A 12,198-nucleotide genomic window follows, 5' to 3' on the forward strand; every position below is an offset into this window, starting at 1 on the left:
CAGCACGGGAGAGGGATGTGACGGCGACACCTGCGCAGCCGTACTCGCCGTTCGAGCCATGCACACGGTCGGCACACCGCCCACCGGGGCCGGCCCGGATACGTCGTCGGCCCGCCCACGACACGCTCGCCCTCATCGCCCTTCCTCTGCTGGCCGTTCTCGCGCTGCCCGCCGCCTTCGCGGGCGGCGGTACCCGGCGGTGGTTCGGCGGACGTGCCGAGAGCCAGCGGGCCGAGGCGCAGGCCGCCAAGGACGCCGCCGCCGCCGCGTTCTACGAACTCGACACCGCCCAGCGCGATCTGCGCATCTCCATCGAGACCATCACGGCCGTCGACGACTCCCCCGCCGCGCGCCGCGCGGTCACCGACTTCGAGGCGCTGGGCCGGCGGATCGACGAGGCCAGCCATCGGTACATCACCGCCGTGGACGCCCACGACCTCGACCGGGACGACCTGGAGGCCTCGGCCGCCGTACGGGCCCGCACGGAGCTGACCGCCGCCAAGGACGAGCTGGGCCGGGTCAAGTCCGACCTGGAGCGCTTCGAGCAGGGGCTCGGTCCGCTGCTCGGCAAGGCCGAGACCCAGCTCGCCCGGCTGGCCCCGGCCGTCGAGCGGGCCCGGCAGGCCCTGCTCGCCGCGTCGAACGCGCTGGACGCCGTACGGGGCTCGGGGCTCAGGGCCGACGACCTCGCCGCCCGGCTCGCCGCGCTCGGACCCGAACTGACCAAGCTCAACCAAGGGGCCGGACGGCACGGCGTGCCCGAGACGCTGGAGCGGGCCGAGCGGGTCTCGCGGGAGGCCGGGGCGGTGCGCGCGGAGGCGGAGCGGCTGCCCGAGCGGGCCGCCGAGATCGATCACCGGCTCGTCTCGCTGCGGACCCGCGCGCAGGCGCTGACCACCCGGTCCGGGCAGGTGGAGCCGGTGCTGAGCGAGCTCAGGCGCCGCTTCTCGGCCGCCTGCTGGCAGGACCTCCAGCACGTACCGGAGCAGGCCGCGGAGAGCGTGCGGCAGGCCGAGCTCAAGCTGAAGGAGGCGCGGGCCGCGCGGGACGAGCAGCGCTGGCCGGACGCCACCTCACTGCTCTCCACGGTGCGTGCGCTGCTGAACAACACGGATGAAGCCGTGTCCGCGGCCGGTGACCGGCTGCAACGGCTGAACGCGGTCGCCAAGGACCCGCAGCAGGAGATCGACCGCACACGCTTCGCCATCCGTGACGCCCAGCGGCTCGCCATGGCGGGCCGCAGCACGCCGGATCCTCGGCACGCCCGCCCGCTCGACGACTCGGTCGCCCGGCTGGACCGTGCCGTCGGGACGCTGGAGGGCCGCCACCCCGACTACTGGCACTTCCTGACGGAGACGGAGGCCGTGCGGCAGACGGTGGCGCGGGTGGTCTCCCAGATCCGCGAGGAGCGGGGCGCGGGCGCCTGATCGACAGGGTTCCGGCCTCGTGCGCCGTGCTATCGGCCGAGGTCGGCGGTGCCCCGGGAGGTGTGGGCGATACCCAGGGAGGTCCAGGGAGCTGTGGGCGGTGCCCCGGGAGGTGTGCGCAGTGCCCCGGCCCGTGTCGACAGCCCCTCCGCGAGGCCGGCCGTCTCGCCGCGAGTGCCGACCGTCCCTCCGCGGGTACGGGTACCGGCGGCCGTACCTCCGCGGGTACCGGTGTGCCCCCGCGCGGACGAAGGGCGGAAGCCGAGAGGTACCTGGGGCCGGCCCCTCCCGACGCTGCGGCCCCGCCGCCGAGCCGCCCTCACGAGGTGAACCGATCCGCGACGGTGCGGGCGCAGAGACTCCGCGCGCCCGCCCGTCCCGGGCTAACCTGTGCGCATGCCTCGCTACGAGTACCGCTGCCGGACCTGCGGCGACACCTTCGAACTCAGCCGCCCGATGGCGGAGTCCTCCGCCCCCGCGGACTGCCCCGCCGGGCACGACGACACGGTGAAGCTCCTGTCGACGGTCGCCGTCGCCACGGGCGGGTCGTCGTCCGCACCGGCCCCCGCGCCGCGCGCCGGCGGCGGTGGTGGCGGTTGCTGCGGCGGGGGCTGCTGCGGCTGAGCCACCGGTCCGGGCGGTTGCCCGGGGACCGGCCGTACGCGACGGCTGCGCTCCCGGGACCGCAGCCACCCGTCCCGGACGCCCACGACCGCCCACAGGCCGCCGCGGCGGCACGGCCCGCCTCGCGGCACCGCGAGGACCGGCCTCACCTGCACCGCCGCGTGAGGCCGACCCCGGCTGCACCGCCGCGTGAGGTCGGGCTCCGGCTGCACACCGCCGCGTGAGGCCCGGCCCCGGCTACACCGCCACGTCAGGCCGGCCTCACCTGCACCACCACATGAGGCCCGCCCAGCCCCACGGCCTCCGCCGCAGCGCGAGAGCAGCACAGCCCCGTTGCGTACACGGACGCGCAAGACCGCCCCACCCCGTCCTGCACGAGGGACCAGCCACACAGCGGCGGCCCACCCCGCCACGTACGCCACCCGCCACGTACGCCACCCGCCCCGTACGTCGCACGAGCACAGCTGTCCCGCGCCCCGCACGGAACAGCGGCCCCCTCGCCGCCCCCGGAGAGCGAGAGCTCAGCCCCGCCCGCCCCCGTCGCTGGCGCGTACGAACTCCCGCAGGATGCGCTCGCCCGCCAGTACTCCCCGTTCCGGGAGCGCGGTGATCGCGGCCGCCGTCCAGTCCGCGTCGGCGAGTTCGCCGTGGCCGGGGCGCCAGCCGCGGTCGGCGGCGAGCAGGAGGTCGGCGTCGAGGAGGGAGTCCCCGGCGGCGAGGGTGAGCTCGGCGCCGGTGCGGCGGGCGATCTCCCGCACGGCGGCGCTCTTGGTGAGCGGCTTCGGCACCGCGTAGATCTTGCGGCCCTGCAACGACACCGTCCAGCCGCGGCTCTCCGCCCACACGGCGAGTTCCTTCACCCATTCCTCGGGGAGCAGTTCGCGCTCCACCACGAGGTAGACGAACAGGTCCTCGGCGACCCGGTGCTTGCGCACCCAGGCGGGGTCCGCGGTGGCCTCCAGGTGTGCGCGCACCTCGGCCAGCGGCGCGCACTCCGAGGCGAGCCGCGCCGTCACCTGCGCGTGCCAGTCGGCGTCCGACACCCCGTCGACGAGCAGGTGCCCGCCGTTGGCGCAGATCGCGTACTTCGGCGCGGGCCCCGGCAGGTTGATGCGCTGGTACTGCTTGCGGGTGCGGGTCGTGGTGGGCACGAAGTGCGCCGTGTCGCCGAGCCCGGTCAGCAGTCCGGCCGCCGCCTCCGTCATGTACGACAGGGGCTTGCTCTCGTGCACCTCGACGCAGAGCAGCCGGGGCGCCCGCGCGTCGGGCATGGTGAGCGCGAGGGCCGCGGAGGAGTAGATCAGCGTGCGGTCGAGGTCGCTGGCGACGAGCACCTTGGGAGCGGGCATCAGGCGGTCACCGCCTTGCCGTCGGCGCCGGTCGCGCCCCTGGTGTACTTGGGGTGGATCAACCCCACGCAGGTGTAGGGGAGTTCGTCGACCTCCTCGACGGGCACGCCGCGCTGCTCGGCGAGCAGGCGTACGTGGTCGAGGTCGGCGCCCGCTCCGGTCCGGGCGAGGATCTTCCAGGGGACGCGTCGCAGCAGGACACGGGTGGTCTCGCCGACGCCCGGCTTGACCAGGTTCACGTCGTGGATGCCGTACTCCTCGCTGATCCGCTCGACGGCAGCCCAGCCCTCCCAGGTGGGGGTGCGGTCGGCGGCGAGGAGTTCCTTGGCCTGGGCGCAGGCCGCGTCGGCGACGTCGTCGAAGCGGGCCGCGACGGCGTCCAGGAAGTCGGCGGAGACGTCGGAGCCGGCGAGTTCGCGGTAGAACTTCGCGCCGTGGAAGTCGTGTTCGCCGACGAGGTCGGAGCGGAGCACGGTGCGCGAGATCAGGCCCGAGACGGTCGAGTTGAGGCAGGCGGAGGGGATGAGGAAGTCCTCGCGGGTGCCGTAGGTGCGGACGCAGGAGCCGGGGTCGGCGAGGACGGCGATCTCCGGGTCGAAGCCGGTGATGCCGTCGGAGGCCTCGAACTCCTTGATGGCGTCGGCGAGTTCGCGGGTGATGGCGCCCTTGCCGGTCCAGCCGTCGACGAAGACGACGTCGGCGGGGTCGTGGTGGGCGGCCAGCCAGCGCAGCGCGTTGGCGTCGATGCCGCGTCCGCGGACGATGGACACGGCGTAGTGCGGCAGGTCGAGGTCGTGGCGGTGTTCCGCCCAGCGGCGCATCAGGACGCCGACGGGGGTGCCGGCGCGGGCCAGGGACACCAGCACCGGTCGCGGCGACCGTTCGGCGAGGACGATCTCGGTGACGGCGCCGACGGCCTGGGCGAGGCGGGCGGCGGAGTCGGCGAGGGCCGTGTGGAACAGCTCCTGGTACTGGGCGTTCGGCTGGTACTCGACGGGCAGCGACTCCGCGTAGTGGGCGCCGCCGCTCTGGATCGCCTCCTCCCGCTCCTCGGTCGGCGCCTCCAGGCCCACGTCCGAGAGGTCCTGGAGCAGCCAGCCGACCTCGTCCGGCGCGTACGAGGAGAAGGCGGGGCCGCGGAGGGGCTCGGGGAGCATGGAGGGCCTTTCGGTCGGCGTCCGAGCGGGGACGTACGAGGGGACGACGGCGAGCAGGACGCTCGGTGTGTGCTCCGCGAGCCGGGCCAGCAGGCCGTCGGGGGCGTGCAGCTCCGGGGTGTCGGCGACGGAGTCGACGACGGCGACGACGGCGTCGAAGCCGGCGCCCGCGACGTTGTAGGCGTAGCGCTCGCCGGGGCCGTCGCCGGGGTCGTCGTGGGCGGGGAAGACGATGCGGCTGCGGATGGCGTAGCCGGGGTCGTCGAGGGCGAGGACCGGGGACCGGGTCGTCGTGGAGTACCGCACCTCGGCGCTCACGACCTGTTCCAGCTCGCGGGCCAGTCTGAGCGGCGCGTACATCAGCTCCTCGAAGCCGAGCACGAGCACGCGGCGCGCGCCGTCGGGGAGGGCGTCGGCGAGCCGCGCGGCCATGGCGGGCAGGGCGCCCTCCAGGCGTATTCGGTGGCCGGATGTGAATCCGTGCCGTCCGCCGTCGGGGACGCCGCGGGGCCAGCCCAGCTCGACCCGGACGGCCTTCGCGGTGCCGCCGTGCGCGGCCGGGGCGGGTGGCGCGGGCTCGTGGGCGGCGACGAGGGCCTGGCCCTTCTCCAGGACGCCCTCGGGGAGCCGTACGGTGCCCGAGGCCGCGGACACCAGGTCGACGCGCGCCCCGATCTCCGCGGCGAGCTCCTCCAGGCGGCCCAGGTCGGCGGCGGAGCGCATGTCGACGAGGGCCACGACGACGTACCGCTCGCGGGGGTAGCGCTCGTGCAGGGCGCGGATGGTGTTGAGGACGGTGTTGCCGGTGGAGAACTCGTCGTCGACGAGGACCAGGGGGCCGCTGCCGGCCAGCAGGGCGGGGTCCTCGGGCAGGAGGAGGTGCGAGGTGGCGTGCGAGTGGGACTCCTCGAAGCCGCCCGCCGTGGCGACGCCCGCGACGGGGCGGCGGGTGGAGTGCAGGTAGGGCGCGAGGCCCAGGCCGTCCGCGACGGAGTGGCCGAGCCCGGTGGCCGTCTCCGCGTATCCGACGACGACGGCGGCGCGGGCGTCCTCGGCACCCAGCAGGTCGCGGACCCGGCGGCCGAGCGCGAACCCGTGGCCGTACACCACGGACGGCGACTGCGGCACGTGCTTGCCGAGGACGTTGGACACGAGGAGGTGGGCGCGCTTGGGGTTGCGGCGCAGCGCCAGCCCCAGCAGCTCGCCGAGCCGCTCGTCCCCGACGAGTTCGACGCCGAGTCGCTTCGCGACCCAGGTACCCGTCCACACGACGTCGTTCACAGCGTTGTTCATCGATTCCTTGTCGATCGTGTTCCGCGGGGCCCGGCCGGGCCGGCTCACTCCGGGAGTCCGGCGGCGAGCAGCTCCACGAAGCCGATGTCCTCGTTCGCGACGCCGAAGACCTCGGCCCGCAGGAGCGTGCGCTCCGCCCAGGCACGGTGCGGCTTCACTTCATTCATCTTGTTCGTGTACGCCGACCGAAGTACACCCCCGCCGCCGCGCTCGGGCCTGAGGATGTCCTGGGCGTCGCTGAACTCCTCGTGACTGACGACGGACAGCGCGTGCACGGGCAGGACGTGCGAGGGGTGGATGCAGGTCTTGCCCTGCAGGCCGTTGGCCTGGTCGAGGGCGATCTCGCGGAGCAGTCCGTCCATGGCGTGCTCGATCAGGGCCTCGCGCAGTTGCTCGGCCTGGCCCTCCAGGAAGGGGCTGCGGCGCAGCTGCGGCTTGAACATGCGCTCCTGGACGCGGAAGTACTCCCAGACCGGTCCGGTCACCGTGAAGCCGGTGCCGTCGGCCCGTCCCAGCATGTTCACCACGTCGGCGATCACGGAGGCGACGACCTGCACGTCGTAGGCGGTCATGTCGGGGGCGCGGCGCAGCCCGTACGAGGAGCAGAAGTCGGTGACGCCGAGGCGCAGGGCGAGCACGCGGTCGCGGTACTTGTCGACGGCGCGGGATATGCCCTCGAGGGTCTCCACGCGCGATTCCCGGTAGAGCAGCTCGGGCGACTCCAGCACGGGCATGGCGAACAGCCGGCGTCCGCTCGCGGTTTCGGCGCCGGCGAGGGCCTCCAGGAAGGGCATGCCGCGTTCCTCGGTGAATTTGGGCATGACGAACCCGGAGAGCAGCCGGACGGAGGGGCCGAGGCGCCGGACGAGGTCGGGGATCTGCTCGGGGAAGCGGACCCGGACGAAGAGCAGCGGGAGCTCGACCGCGTCGGCGCGGCCGGCGAGGTCGGCGAACTGCCTGACGAGGTTCTCCTCGGCGCCGGTGACCTCCGCGTCGTCGATGGAGTCCTCCAGGCACAGCACCATGGAGACCACACCGCGTTCGGCCTGCTTGACGATGTCGTCGGCCAGCCGGGGCCTGGTCGCCGGGCTGTACAGCGTGGCTCCGAGGGCCGTGGCCAGGACGCGGGCCGGTGAGTCGGCGGTGAAGACGCTCGGCTCCTGGTGGAAGAGGCGTTGCCGCTCTTCCGGGGCGATGTGACCGAAATGACGCATGAAACTCCCCCGTGGCGACTAGGCGGCCCTACGTGATCTGGCCGGTAATAGTACGTATGGATCCATGTCAGAGGTTCCCACCAAGCATGAAGTTCAGGTAACCCGGCCGTGTCCGGCACCCACCGGTTCCGGGGAGACCCCACGTTGTCGTGACCAGGACCGAGAGGGCAGGATGACCGCATGACGCACGCGATGCTGAAGGGGTCGAACGTCCCGCTGGACGCCACAGCGGTGCGCGCCGTGCTCCGCTGGACGCCCGGGCAGGACGTACCCGATGTGGATGCCTCGGCGCTGCTCCTCGGCCCCGACGGTCGTGTGCGATCCGACGAGGACTTCGTCTTCTACAACCAGCCCCGCCATCCCTCCGGCAAGGTGTGGCGGCTCGGCAAGAAACGCGGCACCGAGGGCCTGACCGACACGATCCAGACGGATCTGGCGGGTGTCGAGTCCGGTGTCGGACAGATTCTGCTGGTCGCATCGGCGGACGACGTCACCTTCGACCGCGTACGTGATCTGCGCATCGTGCTGTACGACGCCACCGTCGCGGACGGTGAACCGCTGGCGTACTTCGACATCAAGCCGGAGACCGGTGCGGAGACCGCGCTGATCTGCGGCGAGCTGTACCGGCGCGGTGACGGCTGGAAGTTCCGGGCACTCGGTGAGGGCTATTCCAACGGTCTGGTCGGGCTCGCGACGGACTTCGGCATCTCCGTGGACGAGAGCGAGGCCGCGGCGGCTGCCATGACCGGATCCGGTCCCGACGCCGCCTGGTCGGCGCCCGTGCCCGCTCCGGAGACCTCGGTGCCGCTGCCTCCCGAGCAGCCCGCTCCGGTGCCGCAGCAGCCCTCGTACGGCTATCCGCAGCCGGCCGCCGCGCCCACCGCTCAGCCCGCGTACGGCTACCCGCAGCCGCAGACCGCCCCGGCCGCCCAGCCCGCCTACGGCTATCCGCAGCCGCAGACCGCCCCGGCGACCCAGCCCGCGTACGGTTTCCCGCAGCCGGTGGGCACGCTGCCCGACCCGGACTTCAGGCTGCCTCCGCAGGGGCCGCAGTTCCTCGGGCGTTAGGGCCCGCCTGACGGTTCCGGGCAGGCGAGGACGGGCGGACAGGACGCAGGGCGTCAGCGCTCGACCTTCGACTTGTAGCCGCGGCCCCACTGGAGGCCCCAGCCGTAGAGGCGGTCGAGCTCGGCCTGGAAGCCGTAGACGAACTTGACCTCGCGGCGCACGGTCACCTCGCCCTTGTTGCTCTCGATCATCACGACCGCGCAGGAGCGGGCCTGCGGGTGGCGCTCCTCCAGGCCGATCTCGATGCGCGGCCCGTTGCTCGGGTAGAGCGTGATGATGGCGTGGGTGCGGTCGAAGGCGGGGGTCTGGTCGTAGATGTAGACGAAGACCAGCAGCCGCTTGATGTCGTCGCGGTGGTCGAGGTTGACGTAGGCCGTCTCGCCCGACGCCGAGCCGAAGCGGTCGTCGCCGCTGAGCTTCACGTAGGGCGGGACGTTGAGTTCGCCGAAGAAGCTGCCGAGCGGCTGGACCACGCCCTTGGTGCCGTCCGTCAGCTCGTACATGACGCCCAGGTCGAGGTCGACGTTGACCATGCTCTGGGTGTGCGCCTGGACCACTTCCGGCTTGAGGGTGCGGAAGGGGTGGCGCAGCACGCTGCCGCGCTGCGGGCCGCCGATGTCGGAGGTGCGCATCCGCCAGGACAGGTTGATGCGCAGGTTGCCGGTGGCCGCTCCCTGCTTGGTGAGCGAGACGGTGTGATTGCGCTTGGTCAGTTCTATGGAGTTGGTGGCGGCGCTGCCGGAGTCGAAGTCCGCCGAGCGTCCGCGCCACAGGTCCTGCCAGATACCCATTTGGCCCCCCACGTTCCTCGAAAGTGCGGCGGGGCGGCCGCGAGGACTGTTCCTCGTCGGCCGCCCCGCTACAGAGCGTTCCTCGACCGGAGGGGTGTCACACCCCCGATCGTGCCGGGGTGTCACACGCCGGGTCCGGCCGGGCCGTCACACCCCGGAAGAGATCTCAGCCTTCTCGTCCGAGGTCTCGCCTTTTCCCTCGGCCGCGGCGAGCGCCTTGTTGCGGCGCACGGAGGACCAGAAGGACCAGGCGATCAGGACGACACCGACGAGGCCGGTGATGACCTCGTTGATCTCGTACTGGATGGTGACCATGAGGATCACGGCGAGGGCGCCGATCGCGTAGTGCGCGCCGTGCTCCAGGTAGACGTAGTCGTCGAGGGTGCCCTGACGGACCAGGTAGACGGTGAGCGAACGGACGTACATGGCGCCGATGCCCAGGCCGAGCGCCATCAGGACGATGTCGTTGGTGATGGCGAAGGCGCCGATGACACCGTCGAAGGAGAACGACGCGTCCAGGACCTCCAGGTAGAGGAACATGAAGAACGCGGCCTGACCTGCGAGGACGACGGCCGGCTTCTTCTTCCCGGTCCGCGCGGCCTCCTCTTCTTCCTCGTGTTCGCGCTCCTCCTCCTCTTCGAGCTTGTCCTCGAAGTAGCCGGAGAGTCCGCCGACGACCAGGTACGTGATCAGGCCGGCGATGCCGGAGATCAGCACCGTCTGCGCCTTGTCGACGTGCGCGCCGCCGTGCTGGTGGGCGTGCGTGGCGAAGGTGAACGCGGTGATCAGCAGGACGACCAGCGCGATGCAGACCGACAGCATGTCGACCTTGCCGAGCTTGGCGAGCGGGCGCTCGATCCAGCGCAGCCACTGGATGTCCCGGTCCTCGAAGATGAAGTCGAGGAAGATCATCAGCAGGAACATGCCACCGAAGGCCGCGATCGCCGGGTGGGCGTCGGTCACGAGCTCCTGGTAGTGGTCCTTGTTGTTCAGCGCCAGGTCGACGGCCTCGATCGGGCCGATCTTGGCGCTGATGGCGACGATGACGACGGGGAAGACCAGTCGCATACCGAAGACGGCGATCAGCACGCCGATCGTGAGGAAGATCTTCTGCCAGAAGGCATTCATCTTCTTCAGGATTCCGGCGTTGACCACCGCGTTGTCGAAGGACAGCGAGATCTCCAGGACGGCCAGGATCGCCACGATGCCGAAGGCGGTCCACCCCCCGTAGAACGCCGCTGCGACCAGACCGAGCGCGGTAATCGCGAACGACCAGCCGAAGGTTTTCAGAAGCACTGGCTACCCAATCGTGTATGTACGGGTCTCCCCCGCGCCGTACTCGGCTTTACCTAACGTTGACCACGAAGTCTAGAGGGCCGCCGCTCCGGCTGAGGTGGGTGGGCCTAGGAAACATTGACCCCGAAGTCCAGGGCGATGCCCCGCAGGCCCGACGCGTACCCCTGGCCGACCGCGCGGAACTTCCACTCGTTGTTGTAGCGGTAGACCTCGCCGAAGATCATCGCGGTCTCCGTCGAGGCGTCCTCGGAGAGGTCGTAGCGGGCGAGCTCCTGGCCGTCGGCCTGGTTGACGACGCGGATGAAGGCGTTGCTGACCTGGCCGAAGGTCTGGCCACGGTTGTCCGCGTCATGGATCGAGACCGGGAAGACGATCTTGTCGACGGTGGCCGGCACCTTGGAGAGGTCGATCAGGATCGACTCGTCGTCGCCCTCGCCCTCACCCGTCAGGTTGTCGCCGGTGTGCTCCACGGAGCCGTCCGGGCTCTTGAGCTGGTTGTAGAAGATGAACCACTCGTCACCGAGCACCCGGCCGCCGTTGCACAGCAGCGCGCTGGCGTCGAGGTCGAAATCGGCTCCGGTGGTGGAGCGCGCGTCCCAGCCGAGCCCGATCATCACCTGCGTGAGGTTCGGTGCGGCCTTCGAGAGGGAGACATTGCCCCCCTTGGCGAGCGTGACGCCCATGATGCTGGTCCTCCCCGAGGTCTGTCTTTCAGTTGTGCAGCGGGTCCGGCACCGCACGCAAGGGTGCGGTGCCGGACCTCGGAGCCGAAGGCTGTACGACTCAGACGTTGACGCCGAAGTCCTGCGCGATGCCGCGCAGGCCCGAGGCGTAGCCCTGGCCGATGGCGCGGAACTTCCACTCGGCGCCGTTGCGGTAGAGCTCGCCGAAGACCATCGCGGTCTCCGTGGAGGCGTCCTCGGAGAGGTCGTAGCGCGCGATCTCCGCGCCGCCCGCCTGGTTCACCACGCGGATGAACGCGTTGCGCACCTGGCCGAAGGACTGCTGGCGGTTCTCCGCGTCGTAGATCGAGACCGGGAAGACGATCTTCTGGACGTCGGCGGGAACGGCGGCGAGATTGACCTTGATCTGCTCGTCGTCGCCCTCGCCCTCACCGGTGAGGTTGTCACCGGTGTGCTCCACCGAGCCGTCAGGGCTCTTGAGGTTGTTGAAGAACACGAAGTTCTGGTCGTTGGCGACCTTGCCCTGGTCGTTCGTCAGCAGCGCGCTGGCGTCGAGATCGAAGTCCGTGCCGGTGGTGGTGCGGACGTCCCACCCCAGACCGACGATGACCGCGGTCAGTCCCGGGGCCTCCTTCGACAGCGATACGTTGCCGCCCTTGCTGAGGCTGACTCCCACGAGTCCTCCCAATGGTGTCCAGGGGCGGGGAGCCCCGAAGTGCGTTGGTATCGGATCAACGTGTCGATCCTAGTGACGGGTTCCCGGACCCCGCAGGCCCTGGAACCGAACAAATCAGAGGGTGTCGAGCGCCTTGACGTACTCGTTCAGGTCACGCGCGTCCGGCAGGCCGTTGACGACGGTCCAGCGGACCACACCCTCCTTGTCGATGATGAACGTGCCGCGCAGCGCGCAGCCCTTGTCCTCGTCGAAGACGCCGTAGGCGCGCGAAGTGTTGCCGTGCGGCCAGAAGTCGGAGAGCAGGGGGTACTCCAGTCCCTCCTGCTCGGCGAAGACGCGCAGGGTGTGGATGGAGTCGTTGGAGACGGCGAGCAGCTGGGTCTCCCGGTCGGTGAACTGCGGGAGGTTGTCGCGCAGGGAGCACAGCTCGCCGGTGCACACGCCGGTGAAGGCGAAGGGGTAGAAGAGCAGCACCACGTTCTTCTCGCCGCGGAAGTCGGACAGGCGCACGGTGGCGCCGTGGTTGTCCTTGAGCTCGAAGTCCGGGGCCTTGCTGCCGACCTCGATCGCCATGGTCACTCGCTTCCCTTCCGAGGGTCTGTTCGGGTGACGACCACCCT

The 12,198-nt window shown here is 71.2% G+C and carries 11 protein-coding genes; 3 read left to right on the forward strand and 8 right to left on the reverse strand.

The genetic code is table 11. The annotated features are described in order from the left end of the window. Positions 1-17: 17 nt before the first annotated feature. Together ACSYGO_RS16555 and ACSYGO_RS16560 are read left to right on the forward strand one after the other, a co-directional pair. Positions 18-1,427, forward strand: a complete 1,410-nt coding sequence (locus tag ACSYGO_RS16555; protein ID WP_426675618.1) for a coiled-coil domain-containing protein — start codon at positions 18-20, stop codon at positions 1,425-1,427. Between the two features lie 396 nt (positions 1,428-1,823). Continuing rightward, the gene (locus ACSYGO_RS16560; protein ID WP_359491000.1) at positions 1,824-2,051 is read left to right on the forward strand and encodes an FmdB family zinc ribbon protein; all 228 of its coding nucleotides are present in this window, start codon (positions 1,824-1,826) and stop codon (positions 2,049-2,051) included. A 521-nt stretch (positions 2,052-2,572) separates the two neighbouring features. Here ACSYGO_RS16560 and ACSYGO_RS16565 read toward each other — a convergent pair. The 3 genes from ACSYGO_RS16565 to ACSYGO_RS16575 are packed head-to-tail and all read right to left on the reverse strand — an operon-like array spanning position 2,573 to position 7,064. After that, positions 2,573-3,400 carry an HAD family hydrolase gene (locus ACSYGO_RS16565; RefSeq protein ID WP_432175333.1) on the reverse strand — a complete coding sequence of 276 codons (828 nt, stop codon included), beginning with the start codon at positions 3,398-3,400 and terminating at the stop codon, positions 2,573-2,575. Next, a complete protein-coding gene (locus ACSYGO_RS16570; RefSeq protein ID WP_460386964.1) occupies positions 3,400-5,850 on the reverse strand; it encodes a phosphoribosyltransferase in 2,451 nt (816 codons plus the stop codon). The genes ACSYGO_RS16565 and ACSYGO_RS16570 overlap by 1 nt, the downstream gene beginning before the upstream one ends. Positions 5,851-5,894: 44 nt before the next feature. Next, complete coding sequence (locus ACSYGO_RS16575; RefSeq protein WP_426675615.1) at positions 5,895-7,064, reverse strand: HpcH/HpaI aldolase/citrate lyase family protein; 1,170 nt, start codon at positions 7,062-7,064, stop codon at positions 5,895-5,897. Positions 7,065-7,244: 180 nt separating this feature from the next. Between ACSYGO_RS16575 and ACSYGO_RS16580 the strand changes: the two genes are divergently transcribed. Then, complete coding sequence (locus ACSYGO_RS16580) at positions 7,245-8,132, forward strand: TerD family protein (protein WP_426675614.1); 888 nt, start codon at positions 7,245-7,247, stop codon at positions 8,130-8,132. Between the two features lie 53 nt (positions 8,133-8,185). Here ACSYGO_RS16580 and ACSYGO_RS16585 read toward each other — a convergent pair whose 3' ends face one another. From ACSYGO_RS16585 to ACSYGO_RS16605, 5 genes are all read right to left on the reverse strand, one after another. Next, positions 8,186-8,923, reverse strand: coding sequence for a TerD family protein (locus tag ACSYGO_RS16585; protein WP_095934038.1), 738 nt, complete (start codon positions 8,921-8,923; stop codon positions 8,186-8,188). Positions 8,924-9,070: 147 nt separating this feature from the next. Then, positions 9,071-10,219 carry a DUF475 domain-containing protein gene (locus ACSYGO_RS16590; protein ID WP_432175331.1) on the reverse strand — a complete coding sequence of 383 codons (1,149 nt, stop codon included), beginning with the start codon at positions 10,217-10,219 and terminating at the stop codon, positions 9,071-9,073. Positions 10,220-10,326: 107 nt separating this feature from the next. Beyond that, a complete protein-coding gene (locus tag ACSYGO_RS16595; protein ID WP_426675612.1) occupies positions 10,327-10,902 on the reverse strand; it encodes a TerD family protein in 576 nt (191 codons plus the stop codon). Positions 10,903-11,002: 100 nt separating this feature from the next. Continuing rightward, positions 11,003-11,578: a TerD family protein gene (locus tag ACSYGO_RS16600; protein ID WP_028800924.1), complete on the reverse strand. Its 576-nt coding sequence runs from the start codon at positions 11,576-11,578 to the stop codon at positions 11,003-11,005. Positions 11,579-11,692: 114 nt separating this feature from the next. Then, entirely contained in the window at positions 11,693-12,151 is a 459-nt protein-coding gene (locus ACSYGO_RS16605) for a peroxiredoxin (protein WP_028800925.1), read from the reverse strand. Positions 12,152-12,198 lie beyond the last annotated feature (47 nt).

Source organism: Streptomyces krungchingensis (assembly GCF_054729265.1).

Excerpts from the sequence above, each read along its gene's own strand:
- ACSYGO_RS16560 (WP_359491000.1), top strand. The coding sequence starts at position 1,824 with ATGCCTCGCTACGAGTACCGCTGCCGGACCTGCGGCGACACCTTCGAA.
- ACSYGO_RS16565 (WP_432175333.1), bottom strand. The coding sequence starts at position 3,400 with ATGCCCGCTCCCAAGGTGCTCGTCGCCAGCGACCTCGACCGCACGCTG.
- ACSYGO_RS16570 (WP_460386964.1), bottom strand. The coding sequence starts at position 5,850 with ATGAACAACGCTGTGAACGACGTCGTGTGGACGGGTACCTGGGTCGCG.
- ACSYGO_RS16575 (WP_426675615.1), bottom strand. The coding sequence starts at position 7,064 with ATGCGTCATTTCGGTCACATCGCCCCGGAAGAGCGGCAACGCCTCTTC.
- ACSYGO_RS16580 (WP_426675614.1), top strand. The coding sequence starts at position 7,245 with ATGACGCACGCGATGCTGAAGGGGTCGAACGTCCCGCTGGACGCCACA.
- ACSYGO_RS16585 (WP_095934038.1), bottom strand. The coding sequence starts at position 8,923 with ATGGGTATCTGGCAGGACCTGTGGCGCGGACGCTCGGCGGACTTCGAC.
- ACSYGO_RS16595 (WP_426675612.1), bottom strand. The coding sequence starts at position 10,902 with ATGGGCGTCACGCTCGCCAAGGGGGGCAATGTCTCCCTCTCGAAGGCC.
- ACSYGO_RS16605 (WP_028800925.1), bottom strand. The coding sequence starts at position 12,151 with ATGGCGATCGAGGTCGGCAGCAAGGCCCCGGACTTCGAGCTCAAGGAC.